Source organism: Desulfovulcanus ferrireducens, from assembly GCF_018704065.1.
In the GTDB taxonomy this organism is placed as follows: Bacteria; Desulfobacterota; Desulfovibrionia; order Desulfovibrionales; family Desulfonatronovibrionaceae; genus Desulfovulcanus; species Desulfovulcanus ferrireducens.
In genome coordinates this window covers 16,626-35,456 of record NZ_JAGUQP010000016.1, presented here as the reverse complement: position 1 = coordinate 35,456, position 18,831 = coordinate 16,626, and the positions used below count along the sequence as shown (strand labels likewise).

General features: G+C 41.2%; 14 protein-coding genes. 9 read left to right on the top strand and 5 right to left on the bottom strand.

Annotated features, from left to right (window positions below):
- Window positions 1-692: 692 nt before the first annotated feature.
- From KFV02_RS07035 to KFV02_RS06995, 8 genes are all read left to right on the top strand, one after another.
- A complete protein-coding gene (locus tag KFV02_RS07035; RefSeq protein WP_434800286.1) occupies window positions 693-1,922 on the top strand; it encodes an ABC transporter substrate-binding protein in 1,230 nt (409 codons plus the stop codon).
- 43 nt (window positions 1,923-1,965) lie between these two features.
- Window positions 1,966-3,954, top strand: a complete 1,989-nt coding sequence (locus KFV02_RS07030; protein WP_252380834.1) for an ATP-binding protein — start codon at window positions 1,966-1,968, stop codon at window positions 3,952-3,954.
- 444 nt (window positions 3,955-4,398) lie between these two features.
- Window positions 4,399-5,124 (top strand): response regulator, encoded by a 726-nt coding sequence (locus tag KFV02_RS07025; RefSeq protein WP_252380833.1) that lies wholly within the window; start codon window positions 4,399-4,401, stop codon window positions 5,122-5,124.
- Between the two features lie 116 nt (window positions 5,125-5,240).
- Complete coding sequence (locus KFV02_RS07020) at window positions 5,241-7,475, top strand: vitamin B12-dependent ribonucleotide reductase (protein ID WP_252380832.1); 2,235 nt, start codon at window positions 5,241-5,243, stop codon at window positions 7,473-7,475.
- A gap of 9 nt (window positions 7,476-7,484) precedes the next feature.
- Window positions 7,485-8,807: a GAF domain-containing sensor histidine kinase gene (locus tag KFV02_RS07015; protein ID WP_252380831.1), complete on the top strand. Its 1,323-nt coding sequence runs from the start codon at window positions 7,485-7,487 to the stop codon at window positions 8,805-8,807.
- Complete coding sequence (locus KFV02_RS11445) at window positions 8,797-9,945, top strand: tetratricopeptide repeat protein (protein ID WP_289510109.1); 1,149 nt, start codon at window positions 8,797-8,799, stop codon at window positions 9,943-9,945. The genes KFV02_RS07015 and KFV02_RS11445 overlap by 11 nt, the downstream gene beginning before the upstream one ends.
- Before the next feature lie 77 nt (window positions 9,946-10,022).
- A complete protein-coding gene (gene ftsE / locus KFV02_RS07000) occupies window positions 10,023-10,703 on the top strand; it encodes a cell division ATP-binding protein FtsE (RefSeq protein WP_252380830.1) in 681 nt (226 codons plus the stop codon).
- Window positions 10,703-11,620 (top strand): cell division protein FtsX, encoded by a 918-nt coding sequence (locus KFV02_RS06995; RefSeq protein WP_252380829.1) that lies wholly within the window; start codon window positions 10,703-10,705, stop codon window positions 11,618-11,620. The genes ftsE and KFV02_RS06995 overlap by 1 nt, the downstream gene beginning before the upstream one ends.
- Window positions 11,621-11,733: 113 nt before the next feature.
- Here the strand turns inward: KFV02_RS06995 and KFV02_RS06990 are convergent, their stop codons facing one another.
- Complete coding sequence (locus tag KFV02_RS06990) at window positions 11,734-12,084, bottom strand: DsrE family protein (protein ID WP_252380828.1); 351 nt, start codon at window positions 12,082-12,084, stop codon at window positions 11,734-11,736.
- Between the two features lie 248 nt (window positions 12,085-12,332).
- Window positions 12,333-13,367 (bottom strand): YeiH family protein, encoded by a 1,035-nt coding sequence (locus KFV02_RS06985; RefSeq protein ID WP_252380827.1) that lies wholly within the window; start codon window positions 13,365-13,367, stop codon window positions 12,333-12,335.
- A 548-nt stretch (window positions 13,368-13,915) separates the two neighbouring features.
- On the opposite strand from KFV02_RS06985, the gene KFV02_RS06980 reads away from it, so the two are divergent.
- Window positions 13,916-14,818: a LysR family transcriptional regulator gene (locus tag KFV02_RS06980; RefSeq protein WP_252380826.1), complete on the top strand. Its 903-nt coding sequence runs from the start codon at window positions 13,916-13,918 to the stop codon at window positions 14,816-14,818.
- A 91-nt stretch (window positions 14,819-14,909) separates the two neighbouring features.
- Here the strand turns inward: KFV02_RS06980 and KFV02_RS06975 are convergent, their stop codons facing one another.
- The 3 genes from KFV02_RS06975 to KFV02_RS06965 form a co-directional block, all read right to left on the bottom strand.
- On the bottom strand, window positions 14,910-15,551 hold the full coding sequence (locus tag KFV02_RS06975) for a DUF599 domain-containing protein (RefSeq protein WP_252380825.1): 642 nt from the start codon (window positions 15,549-15,551) through the stop codon (window positions 14,910-14,912).
- A 228-nt stretch (window positions 15,552-15,779) separates the two neighbouring features.
- Entirely contained in the window at window positions 15,780-17,192 is a 1,413-nt protein-coding gene (locus tag KFV02_RS06970) for an NADH-quinone oxidoreductase subunit N (RefSeq protein WP_252380824.1), read from the bottom strand.
- A gap of 94 nt (window positions 17,193-17,286) precedes the next feature.
- The gene (locus KFV02_RS06965) at window positions 17,287-18,750 is read right to left on the bottom strand and encodes a complex I subunit 4 family protein (RefSeq protein WP_252380823.1); all 1,464 of its coding nucleotides are present in this window, start codon (window positions 18,748-18,750) and stop codon (window positions 17,287-17,289) included.
- Between the last annotated feature and the right edge of the window lie 81 nt (window positions 18,751-18,831).

The window sequence follows — 18,831 nt, the reverse complement described above, 5'->3', positions numbered from 1 at the left end:
ATCCCTCCTTAGTTTAAGTTGGACTAACTGCCTCTAATCTCCCGGTTTAAGAATATGAGGAGAGCAATCCCCGCAGGCCTTTGATGTTCGAGCCAAAGGTCGTAACCGCTTATCTTGATAATGGGTTTAAGCCTTAAGTGTTTGACCTGGTCCAATAGAGTTTTTAAACTCAGGCCCAACCCAGAAAAGGGCAAGTCTGCAAAGATTTTCTCCCCAAAACATGATTTTACCATGGTACCCTTTTGGGGTATGTAAAAAGAAAAAGTCAAAGCTTTGCAGCTTTTGCAAGATTTGGCACAAGATTGGATAAACCGGGGCGAGATTTGTTGAAGGGAAAAATTAAAAAATTTAAGAGTTAGAAAGTCCTTAAGCTTTGAGCTGTATTAAGTAGTAAGGTTTGATCAAAAGGGTCCTCCTAAGAGATAAAACGGAGAAATGGCAGGTTTGAACTATTTAATGGATTTTTAAGATAAAAACCAAAAAATAAATACATTATAATTTACAATTAAAACAATAAGTTATGTAAAAATAATGGTGTTAAATCTTGAGTTTTATTCGCTTTCTGTTCAGGAGCTTCGACAGTAAAAATTGTATTATAAAAAGATACTTATTGCATAGCTGATATATGTTTGTTTGTGTATAGTTTTAGGTGTGTCAGGCAAGAATGCAAAACTTAAGAGGATATTAAAAAAATGTTTTTAAATAAGTATATTTTTTTATCCATTTATTTATTATTTATGATTTCTTGTGCCCCTGAACAGGAGGTAGTTGCCAACGGGGATGTAGTGATGGGGGTGACAGATAAAGAGATAGTTTTGGGCTCATCTTTGGCTTTAAAGGGACATGCCAGTTATTTGGGAATACAGACTTTGCGCGGGGCAAAATGTTATATTAACTATGTTAACGAAAACGGAGGAGTTTTTGGGCGTAAAATCAGGATAATAGCCTATGATGATAGTTATGATCCACCTAAGTGTCTTGCTAATACCCAGCGTCTGCTGATTAATGATAAGGTTTTTGCCCTTTTTTGTTACGTTGGAACACCGACGACGATAAAAGTTCTGCCTATGATTGAAGAGGCCAGGATACCTTTAATAGGCATGTTCACAGGGGCTAATGCTCTGAGAGAACCTTTTAATCCATATTTAATCAATATCCGTGCCTCGTACTATCAGGAAACCAGGGAGGCAGTGCGTCATCTTGTTCAAGATCTAAACTTACAACGGATAGCGGTGTTTTATCAGTATGATGCCTACGGGTTTGATGGGTTGACCGGTACGGAATTGGCTTTAAAGAGTTTTGGTCTGACACCGGTAGCCAGGGGGTCATATGTACGAGGCACCATGGATATTGATGAGGCCTTTAACAAGATTTTGTCATCTCGTGCGCAGGCTGTTGTTATGATTGGTACTTATGATCCTTGCGCCAAGTTTATTCAATTGGCCCAGGTAATGGATTACCATCCGGTTTTTTATAATCTTTCTTTTGTAGGGGCAGAGGAATTGGCCAGAAAACTTAAAGGAAGTAAGGAAATTGTGCTTATGTCGCAGGTGGTTCCGCCTCCCACGTCTTGTGAAGATGTTGCTGATGAAAATTTACCCAACTATATTAATCTGTTAAAAAAGTATTTCCCTAATGATAGGCCGAATTATGTGGGATTTGAAGGATATATCAATGCTAAGGTGCTAGTAGAAGGACTTCGCAGGGCTGGTCGGAATTTAACCAGGACAAAACTGATTAAGGCTATAGAGTCTATTAAAAATTTTTCCTTGGAAGGCGATATCGATGTCCATTTTGGCGTTCATGATCACCAGGGCATGGACAATATTTATTTTACACGTCTTGAAAATGATGAGTTTGTCTTGATTGAGGATTGGAGTGATATAAAGAAAAAATACAATGAGTTGACTTTAGCTGATTAGATAGAATTGATTAAGTTGGGAAATTTAACCGAGATGGAACAAAATGTTAGATGTACGAGAGAAGTTCAAAGATTTATCCCTGAAAAATAAGATTTTTTTTTCCATTATTTTAGTTATTTTGATTATCAGTATAGCTATTGCCTTACTGGCTAGATGGATTTTGGTTTCGAGTCTAACCAAAGAACTTGAAACCCGAGGTGTGGCTATTGCTCACAGTATAGCTGAGCGCGGGGGCGGGTTTATTCTGGACAAAAACTATCCTCGTCTTCTGGCTTTAATCTTTGATGAGGCCAAACTTAGGGAACGTAAGCAATTAATTAACTATATTTTTATTACGGACCAGGAAAATGAGGTTATTTCCCATACTTTCACCCATCCTTTTCCTGAGAAATTGAGGCGGATAAATCCCCTGGGGGAAAAGGAACAAAGCGTGCGCCTGGTGGAGGTTCATCATAAGATGACTTACGATATAGCGGTTCCTGTCAAGGAAGGAATCTATCGGATCGGCACTGTACATGTGGGCTTGAATAAAGCCCATATTGACAGGTTGATCTCCAAGTTACGTATAACTTTTCTGGGGTTTATTTCACTGGTTATTGTATTCATATTTTGGCTTAGTCATAGATTGGCTTTAACCATAACCCAGCCGGTGAGTAAATTGACCAGGATCGCTGACACTTTAAGTCGGGGAGATTTTGACGTCGCTCTGGATATGGGAGATGCAGATTTGAAATGGGATGTTTCTAAATGCCCGGCTTATACTGATACTAATATGCCATGCTGGCATTTGGATCAGGCCAAGCTGCTGGAGGGTGAGGGTGAGAAGAAACTTAGACAATGCAAGCAGTGTTTATTTTATCGTAAAAGGCAAGGGGATGAACTGGTACAGCTAAGGGATTCATTTATAAATATGGTCTGGAGCATTCGTTTGTACCGCAAACGACTTCAGGAGTCAGAAGCCAAGTATCGCTCATTATTTGCCAGTGGCCCGGATCCTATTTTTGTTGTCCAGGCAGATGATTATACTATTCTTGATGCCAATCCAAGGGCTGAAGAGGTGTATGAATTTCCCAAAGACGAACTTTTAGGGCGATCTTTTGAACGTCTCTGGCCAGAGTGTCTACAGGTTTTTACCGGGGAAGAAGATAGATTTATGCATAATGGATATTTATATCGAGCCAAAGTCATCAATTACAAAAAAGGCGGGAGGCCATTTTTTGTCAGCATCCATGCCTGTCCTATCAGCTATGCCGGAAAGCAGGGTATCATTCTGGCTTGCGTTGACGTTACTGAAATGATCGAAAAGGACGCCCAATTGATTCAGGCAAGTAAAATGAAGACCCTGGGCGAGATGTCCGCGGGCATAGCTCATGAACTAAATCAACCCTTAAATGCCATCAAAATGGGCAGTGAGTTTTTAGCTTTAGCCGTACAAGAAGACTTGCCTGTAGATAAAGAAAAGTTTTTGAGTGTGGTAACCGAATTGAGTAAACAGGTGGACAGAGCTTCGGAGATAATAAATAATCTTCGTGCGTTTAGTCGTAAATCGTCGTTGATCAGAGAAAAGGTCAGTGTTAATGATGCCATTTTAGGGGTTCTATCTATCTTAAAACAGCAGCTTAAACTGCAAAATGTTGACTTTGATCTAAGGCTTAATGATGATCTGTGTCTAATTATGGCTCACAGTAACCGTTTGCAACAGGTATTTTTCAACCTAATTACCAATGCACGGGATGCTATTTTGGAGCAAGCCAAAACAAAAGACTATCCTTATAAAGGAATGATCAGGATCGCTACTTTTGAAAAGCAAGACCGGGTGGTAGTGCGCATCGAGGATAACGGGATCGGTATACCTGAGTCAGTCATGGATAAAATATTCGAGCCTTTTTACACGACCAAGGAGAGTGGCCAGGGCATGGGACTGGGTTTGGCCATTACTTATGGTATTGTTAAAGACTATGAAGGGAAGATCGACATAGAAAGTGTAGTTGGCCAAGGGACTAGTATAGAAGTCAGTTTCCCCACGGCATAATCTGTTGCCAAAAGCTTATATCGAGTTTTATTGGGTTGAAACAGAATGCTATATTTGTGCGTCTTTAAGAGTCTGTGGGCAAACCTTACTTAAGAGGACAATTTTTCATAATTTTTTCCAAGCCTGATTTCTTTCATGCTGGTGCAAATGCCTGGACCCATCTATAGCTTGCTTGCGGGCAGAGCATAATGGGACGTTTAGGATAAATGAATATTCTTTTTATTGTCGATAGTTATGGCAAATAGTCCCAGATATTTAGCTTTGTCGCCCCGATGCTCTGCTTATCTGCAAGCTTCGTCAAGATGGGTTACCCAGCCCTTTGCAATGCTTTCAAGAAACCAGGATTTCTAATCTGGTAGTTAAAATGGGGTTTGGCTACAGACTCTTAAGTAAATGTCCTTAGGCTTAAGTTATGAACGTTACAATTAAGAATTCAGGTGAGGTATGCAAGACAAGGAAAAAATTTTAGTTATAGATGATGAGGAACCAACTCTGAATATGTTTGAGCTTTTTTTGCAGGCCTATGGGTTTGAGGTAGTTACTGCAACCAGCGGAGAACAGGGGCTGGAGTTGTTTAAATCCTGTCACCCAGCCATTGTCTTAACAGATATAAAAATGCCAGGCATGGATGGCTTGCAGGTATTAAAAAAAATTAAAGAGATGAGGCCCGGGACAGAGGTTATTGTCATTACAGGCCATGGGGATATGGATTTGGCCATCAGGGCTTTAAATCTGGATGCTACGGATTTTATAAACAAGCCCATTGGTCGGGAAAATCTGGAGAAGGCGCTTGCCAGGGCTAGGGAAAGGATTGCTCTTTCTAAAGCCAAGCAAAAAGAGATTACCTTAAAAATTGAAAATGGCAAGGCTATTATAAATATATGTGGCCATGTTAATGCCTTATCAGCCTCAATTTTAAATGATACTTTTCAGAATTCTCTTCTGAACAATGTGCAAAAATTAGTGTATGTTTTTAAAAAAAGTACAACTATTAACGGAGCAGGCATTGCTGCACTTTCAGAAATTTTTACCCAGGCCAGGAAAAAGGGGTTGGAAATTTTTGTAGTTAATTTGCCAGAAAATTTTCAAAAAGTGTTTCAAGTGTTGGGTCTAAACAAAAAGGTCTGCATGGTAGACAAAATTGAACACATAGATAAAAATAAGCACTAGTAAAAGACTAAAAGGGTAGAAATGTGAGAGTTTTATGGTAGTTGGTTAATGTTTTATAGTTTTTTGAGTTAGAACTTTACCCTTTTAAATTTTAATAAATATAAGCGAGGAGACAAATGGATAAACTTAAAGTTCCAACTGATTTGCCTGAACCACTACTGAGTCCTAATGCCAAGATTGTCCTTACTAAAAGATATTTACGCAAAGGACCTGACGGAGAGCCGGTGGAAGACTTTAAGGGTCTTTTTTGGCGTGTGGCTTATAGTATCGCCCGGGAGGAAGAAAAGTATGAAAAGTCTCCGTTCAAGGTCGATGAGCTAGCCAGAATTTTTTATCACTTAATGGTGGAGTTTAAGTTTTTACCAAATTCCCCCACGCTTATGAATGCTGGCACCAAACTCGGCCAATTAGCTGCCTGTTTTGTCCTGCCCGTAGGGGATTCAATGGAGGAGATATTCGATGCCATAAAGTATGCAGCATTGATCCATAAATCAGGAGGCGGGACAGGTTTTTCTTTTTCCAGGTTAAGACCCAAGGATAGCCGGGTTGGCTCCACAGGGGGCATTGCCTCAGGACCTCTTTCTTTCTTAAAGATTTTCAACACCGCTACAGAACAGGTGAAGCAAGGTGGAACCCGCCGGGGAGCAAACATGGGCATTTTGCGTGTGGACCATCCAGATATTCTGGATTTTATCAAGGCTAAGGAAAGGGATGGCGAGTTAAATAATTTTAATCTTTCTGTGGCGTTGACTGAGAGGTTTATGCAGGCTGTGGAAAATGATGAGGAGTACGAGCTGGTTGCTCCCCATACCGGCCAAGTGAAGAAGAAGCTTAGGGCGCGGGAGGTATTTTCTCTTTTAGTTCAAAAGGCATGGGAAAGCGGTGATCCCGGGATCATCTTTCTTGATCGCATCAATAGGGACAACCCGACCCCAAAACAAGGTGAAATAGAGAGTACAAATCCATGTGGAGAGCAGCCGCTTCTTCCCTATGAAGCCTGCAACCTGGGTTCTATCAACTTGACCAAATTTTATGCCAGTGATGCCGAGGACGGTATTGACTGGGAGAGATTGAAAGAAGTTGTGCATTTGAGTGTGCGTTTCCTGGATAATGTTATTGACGCCTCTAAATATCCCTTGCCTATTATTACCGAGACCGTACACAAAAATCGTAAAATAGGTCTGGGGGTCATGGGCTGGGCCGACCTCTTATTTCAATTGGGCATTCCTTATAATAGTCAAAAGGCCCTGAATCTGGCGGAAAAGGTCATGAATTTTATTCAGAAAGAATCTAGATCGGCATCTAAAACTTTGGCCATGGAGCGGGGTCCGTTTCCTGCCTATGCTGACTCGGTCTATGCCGAGCAAAACTTCGGACCTTATCGTAATGCGACCACTACTACCATTGCCCCCACGGGAACGCTGTCCATTATTGCCGGTTGCTCGTCAGGTATTGAACCCTTGTTTGCCCTAAGCTTTGTCCGTCAGGTTATGGATGGAGAGAGACTGCTTGAGGTTAATCCATATTTTGAGCAGGCCATAAAAGAGGCCCAAAGTTACACTCCTAAGCTTATGGAGGAGATTAGCCAGAAGGGTAGTATTCAACACATGGACTTTCTGGATCAGAATTTGCGGGAAGTTTTTGTCACGGCCATGGATATTGAGCCGGAATATCATTTGAAGATGCAGGCTGCGTTCCAAAAGTATACTGATAATGCAGTGTCAAAGACTGTAAATCTGCCCAATTCAGCTACTCAGGAAGATATCTGGAGAATTTACTGGCTGGCCTATGAATTGGGATGCAAAGGAGTTACTGTCTATCGCGATGGCTCTAAGAGTACGCAAGTTCTCAGTACTGGCGAGGGAGCTAAAAAGGAAGAGGAAAAAGATAGTCAGTCCCGCGTGCGTGAGCGGCCAGAAGTAGTTTATGGGTTTACGCAGAAGGTAAAAACCGGATTGGGGGATTTATATCTAACCGTCAATGAAGTGGATGGTAAGCCATTTGAGGTGTTTGCCACTATTGGCCGCTCAGGACGGTCCATCACGGCCAAGGCCGAGGCCATCGGCCGTCTGGTTTCTCTGGCGCTTCGATCAGGCATTGATGTCCGTGATGTAGTTAAGCAACTTAAAGGCATTGGTGGTGAACACCCTGTGTTTCAGAAGAAAGGTTTGCTGTTGTCTATTCCGGACGCGGTGGCCTGGGTTTTGGAGAACAGATATCTCCAGGGTGATATGGTAGACGCGGATGACAAGAGCCTGGATAGACCCAAGTGTCCGGAGTGTGGTCAGAAACTTTATTTTCAGGAAGGCTGTTTTGTGTGTCACGCCTGTGGTTACACGAAATGTGGTTAGGTTGCTTTAATGCAAGTGGATCAGGATCGAGATCGATGCAAACTGGAGTTTATCCGTAGGGTAATAAATGTCTTAACTGATTCCAGGTTAAGATTGACCCAGAAGTTGGACCAGAGCCTGGCCTTGATTCTCAAGAAGATTTCGGCCAGGCAGGGGTCCATTATGCTTCTGGACAAGGAGCACAATCAATTACTGATCCTTGCTGCGACCAAAAAGGACATAATTGGCAAGAGCCAACCAATTGATCGCAGAGCCATCTCAGGATATGTATTCGAATCTGGCCAGCCTCTTTTGATTGAAGATATCAATAAAGATCCTCGATTTAAGCCTGCAGTCTCCAGGTCAAAGAATTACCGCACCGATTCTTTGCTTTGTGTTCCCCTAATTTCCCAACGTCAGGATGTTATTGGCGTGATCAATGCCTCTGATCGCTTGGATGATACTTCCTTTTCCCAAAGCGATCTTGGTTTGTTGATAGATTTTGCTGCCTATCTTTCCCCCCTGGTGGAGAATTCTTATTTGCTACACAAGCTAAAAGAAGAGAGGGAGAAGTATAAAAGTCTGGCCCAGGAGTTGGAGTTAAAGCAAAAAGAACTTATGATTACTTACACAGAACGCTCTGAATTGGTCCAGATGGTGGTACACGACTTTAAAAGCCCTATTTCGGCAGTTATTTCTAATTTGGATTTGTTGAAATATATGGGTTTAAGAGAGGACCAAGATCCTATTGTGAATACGGCTATGGAGGGTGCGGAGAAACTTTTAGAAATGATTAATGAATTTCTGGAGGTAGCCAAGTTAGATCAGTGGCAGGAAGGCAAAGGAAAATTAGAACCTGTAGCTCTTGCTCCGATTGTTAGACAGGAGGTAGAGGGAATAGACCCTATAGCCAGGGTCAAGGGGATTGATATCCAAATTACTAATAAAGAAGATGTCTTGGTGTTAGGTGATCCAACCCTTCTAAGCCATCTTTTGCAAAATCTTTTGTCCAATGCAGTGAAGTATACTCCGCAGGAAGGAAAAGCACGTGTTTTTTGGGAGGTCCAAACAGGCAAACGCAGGACGGATAGGCATGATAGAATTGTAAAACTTTGCGTTCAGGATAACGGTCCTGGTGTACCTGATGAACTAAAAAAAGTTATTTTTAATCGATTTACAAGGGCAAAGAGCCACAAGAATATTCAAGGTACAGGTATTGGCCTTTTTATTTGTAGTCGTATTGCAAATCTGTTGGGGGGGAAGATCTGGGTAGAGGATGTGAAAGGTGCTCAGGCCAAAGGAAGTCGTTTTTGTGTAACTTTATATGCTTTGGAGAATGGCCATGCTCGATAAGGGAAAACCAGTATTAGTAGCGGATGATATTCAGCCGGCGAGAGAGACTATGGTTAATATCTTACGGGTGCTGGGGTTTAAAAACATCGTTCAGGCAGCCAATGGTGAGGAAGCTTGGGAGCTTTTGCAAGACAATCCAGATGTTGAACTTATTATTTCGGATTGGAAGATGCCTAGAATGGACGGGGTTGAATTTTTGCGTAAACTACGCAGAGACTCAAGATGGCAGGATGTTCCTTTTTTATTTGTAACTTCAAAGAGTGAAAGGGAAGATGTCGCCCTGGCCTCGGATTTGGGAATAAGCGGTTATTTGGTTAAGCCCGTAACCATCGGTTCTTTTATTGAGAAGTTGAAGAAATTGGACCAAGACAGTTCGCAAAATGTTTGGAAGGAAGCATTTAAAGGTGCACGGAGATTAGGAGGGGAAGGAAAATTTGACGAGGCAGAACACAAGCTTAGGGAGTTGATAGAGGAGTTTCCTGCGTTAGAACCACGAATTTATCTTGAAATCGCCCACCTATATGCTCAAAAAGAAAATTGGTATGAGGCGGAAAAGATGGCGGCCAATGCCTTGACGGTTAATCCTCTTATGGTCAGGGCATGGTTTTTCAAAGCCCAAATGCAAGGAAAACAAAAGAGATGGGAAGAGGCTATTGAGACCGCAAAGCAGGCTTTGGAAATAAGTCCTAAGAATACGGAATACATCTTGTTTATTGGAGAGGCCTATTTAAATATAAACGACCTGACCAAGGCCAGAGAATATTTTATAATGGCTATAAATAACGATCCCAAGGATAATGAACTAAAAGAGATTATCTGGAATACATATCTAAAATATGACCTTGTTCAGGAAGTGCAGGCAGATTTTGGCCCTCTTTTGTTTACTTCATTGACTGTCGATACCTTGAATAATTTTGCATTGGCCCTGCGTAGACAGGGAAGCCCTCAAGATGCTTTGGACGTATATAAGCTTGCTCTGAAAAAAGAGCCAGAGAATCAAAAGATATTATATAATATTTCAGTGGCTTATCTAAACGTCAACCGGACCGATAGCGCTATAAAGTATTTGCAAAAGGCAGTTCAAATAAACCCCGAATTCCACCAAGCTCAAGAACTGCTTGATAAATTGTCCTCTTAAGTAAGGTTTGGCCACAGACTCGAGTATAGAGAGTTGAACTTAAGTGTGATGGCATTGATTTTCGATTCGTGAAAAAAATGATTCAAGTTAAGCATTTATCTTATAATTTTGGGCGTTATTGGGCGTTGAAAAATATTTCCTTTGAGTTAGACAAAGGGGATTTTCTTTTTCTTACAGGCCCTTCAGGAGCAGGAAAAACCACTTTATTGCGTATCCTCCATGGTAGCTTGCCTGTTACAAGAGGGCATGTGCAGGTGGCTGGTTTTGACCTGAAAAAACTGCCAGTTCGTAAGCACTATCTTCTGCGTCGACGGGTGAGCATTGTTTTTCAAGACTTTAAGATTTTGACTCGCAAGACTGTCTGGGACAATGTGGCTTTGCCCCTGCAGGTTAGAGGCATGTCGAGAATGCACATCCAAAAAAGGGTTAGAGCAGTGCTTAGGAGCCTGCGCCTTGATCATAAGGCAGAGTGTCTTGGCCAGGAATTGTCCGGAGGTGAACAGCAACGGGTGGCTGTAGCCAGAGCTATAGTGGTCAATCCCAGGGTTCTTTTGGCTGATGAGCCAACGGGCAACTTGGATAAGGATCTGGCCTGGCAGCTTCTGGAAGTATTTCATCAATTTCATATTCATGGAACAACGATAGTTTTTGCCACACACAATGAAGAAATTATAGCCAGCAACCCGCAGTCCAAAGTGTTGAAGCTCTATCAAGGGCAGATTGTAGAGGCCAGTTGGGCTTTGGAGGAGAAGACATAATGCGCATCATTGGTCACCTCTTGGTTCGGGGCATTAAAAATTTGGCTGAGAATAAAGGGGCGCAGTTCTTGACCATAGGCGCAGTCACTCTGGTGGCCTTTTTGTGCGGTTTTTTTATGCTCGTGTTATTTAATTTTCAGCACATAATCGGATCAACTCAAAACAAAGTCCAATTTCAAATCTACTGGGAAAGGGGGATGCCTTTATCCGAGGTGCACAAAGTTTGGGATCAAATCGCATCCTGGACTGTGGTTAAGTCGATCAAGACATTTACTCCTGAGCAGGCCTTGCAAATGCTGACTCAAACCTTTTCAGATGATGAGAGCAGCTCAAGCAGTGAGTACGTTAGTCTTTTGGCTGATAATAATCCTCTTCCACCAACTGCTTTGGTGGAAGTAGAGTTATCGGCTCATAGTGACGCTGGCAGGAGCGAGGGTGCTGATCAGGCCAAGACCCTTCTGGACAGGTTAAAGAGTTTGCCGGGGGTGGACAGGGTGAACTTTAATCCTTTGCAAGTTGATCTGGCCAGAACCTGGCTAAAAATAGTACATGTAGTGGTTTGGCCTTTGATTGTGTTTTTGTTGTCTTTAATGGGGATGGTAGTAGGCAATACTTTGCGTCTATTTCACTTAAGCCATCAGGAAGAAGTGGAGATTTTAAACTTGATCGGGGCAAGCAGAGCCTACATCCAACTCCCCATACTTATTGCCGGTGCCCTTCAGAGTCTGATTGGTGGCGGTCTGGCGTTGATTATGCTGAAGTTAACGCATTTGGTAGCACAAAAAATGCTTTATGTGCCCCCTTTCTGGCTAAAGATTAGTTTTTTACCCTTGCCTTATGTAGGGATTTTTTTGGCGGTGCTGATTTTGGTGGGAATAATTAGTGGGCTGTTAGCTGGACAGAGTTCGTATTCGTAAGCGGAATAAATGGAGCTCAAGGTAGTTAGAGATTTTTGTTGTGCCTTTTTTAAGATAACCCTGCTCTGATCCTACAGGTCGAGCAGGGTTCTAAAGCGGGCAAGAGTTCAAGCTTAGGGTTTAATGTAGGCACATCCCTCAGCCTGTAGCCTGATCAACTCCATGACACCTGCCGGTACCACTTCGCATTGTTTGAAAAGCTCTTCCCGGTCAATATCCAGGTTGCGGAGTGAGTTATTACAGACAAAAAATCGAACACCTGCCTTAGATAGTTCTTCGATACGGGAGGCGTGCTGCCTGGCTTGTTCACGCTGAAATAACCTGACCGCAACACCGTTAGCTACCAGATAAATACTGGCATCTTCAGCGGGGACCTCTTTTAGAAGGTTAGTGATGTTGTTAAGAGCCATAATGAGCCTGTCCTCTTCATCCCAATCCAGATGGAAAACGACTTTGACTTCCATAGGTTTCCTCCTTTTTTAAAGCCAGGGTGAGGCTGGCAGAGCCCCACCCGTTTGCACTGGTTAATTTATAGAATTTTGGGCCTATTTCTCGAAAGTCTTTAACAGTTTTTATTTGGTATAGATAGTTTAAACTTGCTGTGTAATTTGTTTGTAAATCCAGAACATTCCTTCCCGGCTAAGCTGGTTCGACATTTATGCGTTGCGATTAAGTTAAATGAAGTCGTTTTTAGGAAACGGTGTAAAAAAGTTTAAAAAATCGCAACTACATTTTTTGTTATAAAATATCCTCCAAAAATCAACCATAAAAACATAATAAGGGCCAAATAAATAGGTTTTAGTCCGACTCCTTTAAATTTTCTGAAACTCGTTTCCATGCCCAGAGCACTCATTGCCATTGTCAGGGCAAATGTATCAAGATCATTAATGGTCTTGACCGCGGCTTTTGGAAGGATATTTAAAGAATTAAATCCTGCGACCATAACAAATATAATAGCAAACCATGGAATAGAAATCTTTGTTTTTTTGTCGCCTTTAATGTTATGATTTTGTTTTGCTAGCCAAATACTAAGAATGATTAAAAGTGGTGCTATCATCATAACCCTCATCATTTTTACAATGACCGCATTGTTGGAGGTTATATCTGAGATAGCATTTCCTGCAGCAACAGTATGAGCTACTTCGTGTAGTGTTCCACCAATATATATTCCAAAAGTTTTTAAATCCATATTCAAAAAGTTTGCTTTATACAGGGTAGGATATAGAAACATAGCAATAGTACCAAACAATATAACTGTTGAGACTGCTATTGCACTTTTGTAAGGTTCTGATTTCAAAACCGGTTCCGTAGCAAGGACAGCTGCTGCACCACAAACAGAACTACCAGCAGCTGTTAATATTGCAATATCTTTGTCAAGCTTAAATAATTTAATGCCAAGATATGAGCCTAATATAAAAGTTGTCGTAACCATAGTAATGCTGACAACCAGTCCTGGTAGTCCAATTGTGATGATATCTTGGAATGTAATTCTAAACCCATAAAGCATTATAGCCACTCTAAGAAGTACTTTGGTTGAAAATAAAATCCCAGGCACCCAGGCCTCTGGGAGTTTGTTTCTTAAAGTATTCGCATAAATCATGCCCAAGACGATGCCGATAATTAAGGGGCTGATGCCAAGGTGCCTGAAACCGGGGAGTTCTGACAAATATAGTGCCGCGATTGCAAACAGGGCGACAAACCACACCCCATTTAAAGTGTTAGCTCTGTTTTTTGCGCTAAATGCCATAATTTTTCTCCTTTTATCTTTTGTCTTGCGAGCCTGTGGCCGAACCTTTTTTTCAACTTAACTTCCATAAGTTGTTCTAGTCTTTAGTACCAGCATGAAAGAAACCAAGAATTTCACTCAGCGGGCAAAATAGGGTTTGGCCATAGACTCTTGCGACGTCGCTTTTGTTTGGGTGGATACTGTCTCGGCATTTAATAAGTCAAATATATTAAATTGTATAAAATCATCAAAAAAATTGAACAAAGATTCAAGTTGCGACATGGAAGCAAAAAAACGCCTTCAAAGGGTGGAGCCGATGCCTGCACTTTGGTTGAGTGAGGTGGGGGGGACTGGCCATGTTTTGCGCAGGAATGCCATAAATGTTAATTTTAAATTCTTTGACATGAAATTATCTAGGAGCTAATTTTGGTCATGAGCCAAGGCATTGTTAAAATTGGCAAGCTAAACTAGTGTGTGAGGTCTCCCCGAGTTCTTTTCTGCTTGTGTCTTGTATAGGGGGGCTACAAACAAAACGATTGAGTTAACCATCAAGAGAATGCAGAATAAAAATGACTCTGAGAGAATTAGAACTTTTTTTGGCTTTGGCTAAAAATCCTCATCTAACTAAGGTTGCAAAAGAAAATTGGCTAAGCCAATCAGCCGTTTCAATGGCAATTAAATCCTTGGAGTGTAAACTAGGAGAAAAACTATTTGATAGGATAAATAAGAGGCTGATTTTAAATGAGAAGGGGCGAATGTTTTATCAAGAGGTTGAGCCTCTTGTATTGAGCTTAAAAGAAGCTGAAAATTTTTTTAAAAAAGAGAAATTAAGTGGACACTTAAAGATTGGAGCAAGTAATACGATTGCTGATTATATCTTGCCGCAAATTATTTATAGTTTTTTAGACAACTTTAGAGAGGTAAAGATAGATATTGAAACAGGTAATAGCAATGATATCGTCTATCTTATAGAAAAAGGAAGGGTTGATATAGGATTTGTAGAAGGGGAATTTAACAGTGACTATATTAAAAAAGAAATTTTAGGGGAAGATGAGTTAGTGGTGCTAACAGGGGATAAAAAATTAGCATCAAAAAAAGAGTATCATATTGATGAGCTACTCAAGAAAAAATGGATTATGAGAGAAAAGGGATCCGGAACAAGGGAGATTTTTTTTAAATATTTAGGTGAATATGCAAAGGAACTGAATATTTTTATGGAGTTGGATCATACAGAAGCAATAAAATTGGTTCTTAACAGTAGAGATTGCCTTAGTTGTCTCTCAAGATTTAGTGTAAAAGAAGAATGCATTAACAAGAAATTGTTTAAGTTAAGTATAAAAGGTGTTAGCTTTAAAAGATTATTTTACCTAATTTGTCATCAGAATAAATATCAGAGTTATTTATTAAAAGAGTTTATTTTGTTTGTTAAGAAAGAGTTTAGGACAGTAATATCAGCTGCTGAAATCGCATAATCCTATTTAAAAAAGTATTTTAGGGGAATAGTTTCAACCATGTCTAAACTAATCTTTTTGAACCTGTTTAAACCTTTGTAAGTGTTTAAAATTAACATGACTTAAGCTGAAGGTCTCTATATACAGCAAATAATACAGTTATAGCAATGACAACAAATATGAAAGATAATGTGTTAATCATCCATACCAGTAATAATAAACTGTACATTAGCCCCCTACTTCCAAGTGTATAATATCCGCATCCACTGTTTAGCAGAGCGCCAATATATTTTGGTGCTGGCTCTCCTGTATATTTCATTATTGTCTCCGGACGAGTCATAACCATCATCGCTACATGTCTATAATATCTTAAGGCAGATACTAAAAAAATAAAAGAAGCCGACAAGATTCCAACCATAAATAAAATTTTAAATTCAAATAAATTAAAATTCCAAATTTGCAGATTTTTCTCAATCTTGTCTATATTTAAAAGAAGATTTAAGAGCGCTCCAATGAAAATAAGTGTTGATGATGCAAGAAAATTACACACCATAATGACGTCTCGGATAGCTTGTATGATAACTATGTGATTGTCCTTGGCTATCATGTGTTCGATGCCATCTTCTCTAAATTTATTTACGTAGGATTTTACAGTTCTTTGTGGACATTTTCTAAGGAGAAACAAGTAAAAACCATGATAACCAACATAGCATAGAAGGAAGACTATTAGTGCGATGATGTCAATCAATTCCATATTATGGAAGCTCCTGGGAATTTGTTGAATGTCAACTAGAAATTAATTTGGCGTGACCATATTTGTTCAAGGCTGAGAACAATTGAGCGGTCTTGTTTGTCAAAGATGAGTTTACTTCTGTATTCGATACACTAAACATGCTCTCGGATAGTTTTGAACCAAACTTCGTAAACCGATCTTTATACGAGATATGTAAAAGACTGGCTTTTTTAGTGGCCACTATATTCTTTACGAGAGAATAAAGTGACTGGTTTTCATCAGCCAGTTGAAAATATCCTGAGGGACCAGCCCCAAATAAAGAACACCGATGGACAAAAGTAGAGCCAGAGCAGTACTCGAGGGAGAAAGGGTGAATTTTAAGGGAGCTACTTCCTTTACTGTATAGGCATGGCGGACAAGGTTTAGATAATAGTAAATCGCAATAGCGGTATTAACAGCTCCGACAATGACCAGCCAATTAAAGTTTTGCCCCCAGGCAGAGGTAAGTAAAAATAGTTTTCCAGTAAATCCGGCCGTAGGAGGGAGACCCACCAGGGCAAAGGCAGCTACAGCCAGGGTAAAGGCCAGGGCAGGAGAAGAGTGATACATGCCATTTAGGTCGTCAACATAGATATTGCGTCCCGATGATGATAGGCGGGTGATAACCCAGAAGATGGTCAGGTTCATAAGCATGTACACCAGGCCATAAAAGGCTGCTGCTGACAGGCCATAGGCTGTGCCGGAAACAAGCCCAAGCATGATGTATCCTGCGTGTGAGACACTGGAATAACCAAGTAATCTTTTTATGTCTTTTTGGCTTAAAGCGGCCAGGTTCCCTATTGTCATGGACAGGGCAGCAAAGATGGCTATTATTGTTTTTACCTCAAGTCCGGGCATCAGGGCCATGATTCTAATTAAGACCACAATTGCTCCTAATTTAGGCATTGTGGCTGCAAAGGCCGCTGTTTCATTGCTTGTGCCCTGATAGACGTCAGGACACCAGAAGTGGAATGGGAACAAAGCCAGTTTGTATAAAAATGCCAGCAAAAAAAGCCCAAAACCAATAAGGGCCATGGGATTTTCTGCCCATGACCAGCTCATCCCAGCCAAGGCGTGTATAAAGGTAGTTTGCTGTCCGGCAATAATATAGGATATACCGTATAGTCCCAGGGCTGTAGCCACGGCTCCGAAAAGGACATACTTTATACCTGCTTCAGCCGCCTTGGCGTCTTTGTTTCTTAAAGGAATAAGTACATATAGACTATATGAGGCTAATTCCAGTGCAACGTAGATGGAAAAGAGTTCCACGGTGCTGGCAAGAATTAGGAGCCCAAAAGTGCTTAAGGTCATAAAGAAGAAGTAATCGGCAAAGTGTTCGCGTTTTATGGTTTTGTTTTGACTTGCATTGGCCGTGCAAATGGCAAAGCCTAAGAAAATGACAAACTTAAAAAACTGAGAAAGACCATCTATTTTGTAGGTGTTGTAGAGCATATATCCATTTTGACCAAAAGAAATTATGCTCACAAAAACTCCAGCAAAGGCAGCATAAGGCAACCATTTTGTTTTACTTTTTAAACTGTTGGTTATGCTTTGGACAAACAGGATACAAATTATGGCCAAAAGATAAAGTTCAGGTAAAAGAAATTGCACTTTAAAGTTCAAGGCCGTGCTCCTTATTAGTTTATCAGTTTATTGGCTGAATAGTTAAAAGGATTATTGGTTTTTTGGTCAATCATTCAATTACTCAAAAGCTCAACTATCTAACCAATACATGGTTTAGGATTTTGGCCAGGGAGGCATCCATTGTTTTTAGAGCCAGGCCTGGGGCCAGGCCAAGGTAAATGACCAGAATAGCCAGAGGAAGGAGGTATATCCATTCTCTTAAGCTTAAGTCATTCCAGTCCTGGCCTTTGGCTGCACTAGGTTCACCCCAGGCAAGTTTTTGTAAAAGTCTTAACATATAGGCAGCGGCTAAAAGCGCACCTGGAATAGCTAACAGTCCCAGGAGCATATTCTTTTTAAAGGTACCGATGAGGACCAATGCCTCTCCTACGAAACTGTTGGTTCCGGGAAAGGCCAGGGAAGACAGGGAAAACAGTCCGAAGAAAAACAGGTACGCGGGTAAGAATTTACCCAGGCCCTGGTTGGCAGATATTTCCCGGCTATGGCTGCGTTCATAAATGGCTCCGACAAGCATAAACAGGCCTCCGGTGGTGATGCCGTGGTTGAGCATCTGCATAAGGGCCCCTTCTGCGCCGCGTAAGTTGAAAATAAAAATGCCCAAAGTGACAAAACCCATATGGGCTACAGAAGAGTAGGCAATCAGTTTTTTCATGTCTTTTTGTCCCAGAGCCACCAGTCCACCATAGATGATGGAAGCAATGGATATGGCTATCATCATGGGCGCGAAATAGACACTGGCTGCGGGAGTCAGGGAGAGGCAGAAACGCAAGAATCCGTATGTTCCCATTTTAAGAAGTACTGAGGCCAGAAGAACAGAACCAGCGGTTGGGGCCTGGACATGGGCTGCTGGAAGCCAGGTGTGGAAGGGAAACATGGGTACTTTGATGGCAAAGGCAATGGCCATGGCCAGAAAAGCCCAGAATTGGAACCTGAAGGGATAGTCTTTGGCTATCAGTTCAGGGATAGAGAAGGTACCAGCTTGTTTGTAAAAGGCAATCATGGCCACTAAAAGCAAGGTACTTCCGGCCAACGTATAGATAAAGAATTTAATTGATGCGTATTTGCGTTCTGGGCCACCCCATACAGCAATGAGAAGGAACATGGGTACAAGCATGGCCTCCCAGAAGATGTAAAAAAGGACAAAGTCTAGGGCCACAAACACGCCAATACAGGCAGAGGTCATAAGTAGCAGACAGATATGAAACTCTTTGATTCTTTTGCCGATATAGGTCCAGGAACAGAGTACGCATAGAGGAAGGAGGATAATTGTTAACAGAACCATGAGATAGCTTATACCATCAACGCCCAGGTGGTAGTTAATTTGCCACTGGGTTATCCATGGATGAAATTCCTGAAACTGAAACGCACTTGAGCCGAGTTTAAACTTGAGTAAGGGCAAGGCCAGGATTATTTCTATGATCCCAAAGATGAGAGTAAGAACGCGGACCCACTTTTCTTTTTGAACAAAAACCAGGATCAACACGCCAACCAAAGGATAGGCAATAAGGCTGGTCAAAACAGGCCAGGTAGAGTTCATAAGCTTTATGCTCCGTTAATGCGTTTATGTTTAAAAAGTATAAGGCTAAAGAGACTATTAACCTTAAAAGTTACATGTTTT

Coding starts and splice junctions, on each gene's coding strand:
- KFV02_RS06990 (WP_252380828.1), bottom strand. CDS start 12,084: ATGGAAGTCAAAGTCGTTTTCCATCTGGATTGGGATGAAGAGGACAGG.
- KFV02_RS06985 (WP_252380827.1), bottom strand. CDS start 13,367: ATGGCATTTAGCGCAAAAAACAGAGCTAACACTTTAAATGGGGTGTGG.
- KFV02_RS07020 (WP_252380832.1), top strand. CDS start 5,241: ATGGATAAACTTAAAGTTCCAACTGATTTGCCTGAACCACTACTGAGT.
- KFV02_RS07030 (WP_252380834.1), top strand. CDS start 1,966: ATGTTAGATGTACGAGAGAAGTTCAAAGATTTATCCCTGAAAAATAAG.
- ftsE (WP_252380830.1), top strand. CDS start 10,023: ATGATTCAAGTTAAGCATTTATCTTATAATTTTGGGCGTTATTGGGCG.
- KFV02_RS07015 (WP_252380831.1), top strand. CDS start 7,485: ATGCAAGTGGATCAGGATCGAGATCGATGCAAACTGGAGTTTATCCGT.
- KFV02_RS06980 (WP_252380826.1), top strand. CDS start 13,916: ATGACTCTGAGAGAATTAGAACTTTTTTTGGCTTTGGCTAAAAATCCT.
- KFV02_RS06995 (WP_252380829.1), top strand. CDS start 10,703: ATGCGCATCATTGGTCACCTCTTGGTTCGGGGCATTAAAAATTTGGCT.
- KFV02_RS06965 (WP_252380823.1), bottom strand. CDS start 18,750: ATGAACTCTACCTGGCCTGTTTTGACCAGCCTTATTGCCTATCCTTTG.
- KFV02_RS06975 (WP_252380825.1), bottom strand. CDS start 15,551: ATGGAATTGATTGACATCATCGCACTAATAGTCTTCCTTCTATGCTAT.
- KFV02_RS07035 (WP_434800286.1), top strand. CDS start 693: ATGTTTTTAAATAAGTATATTTTTTTATCCATTTATTTATTATTTATG.
- KFV02_RS07025 (WP_252380833.1), top strand. CDS start 4,399: ATGCAAGACAAGGAAAAAATTTTAGTTATAGATGATGAGGAACCAACT.
- KFV02_RS11445 (WP_289510109.1), top strand. CDS start 8,797: ATGCTCGATAAGGGAAAACCAGTATTAGTAGCGGATGATATTCAGCCG.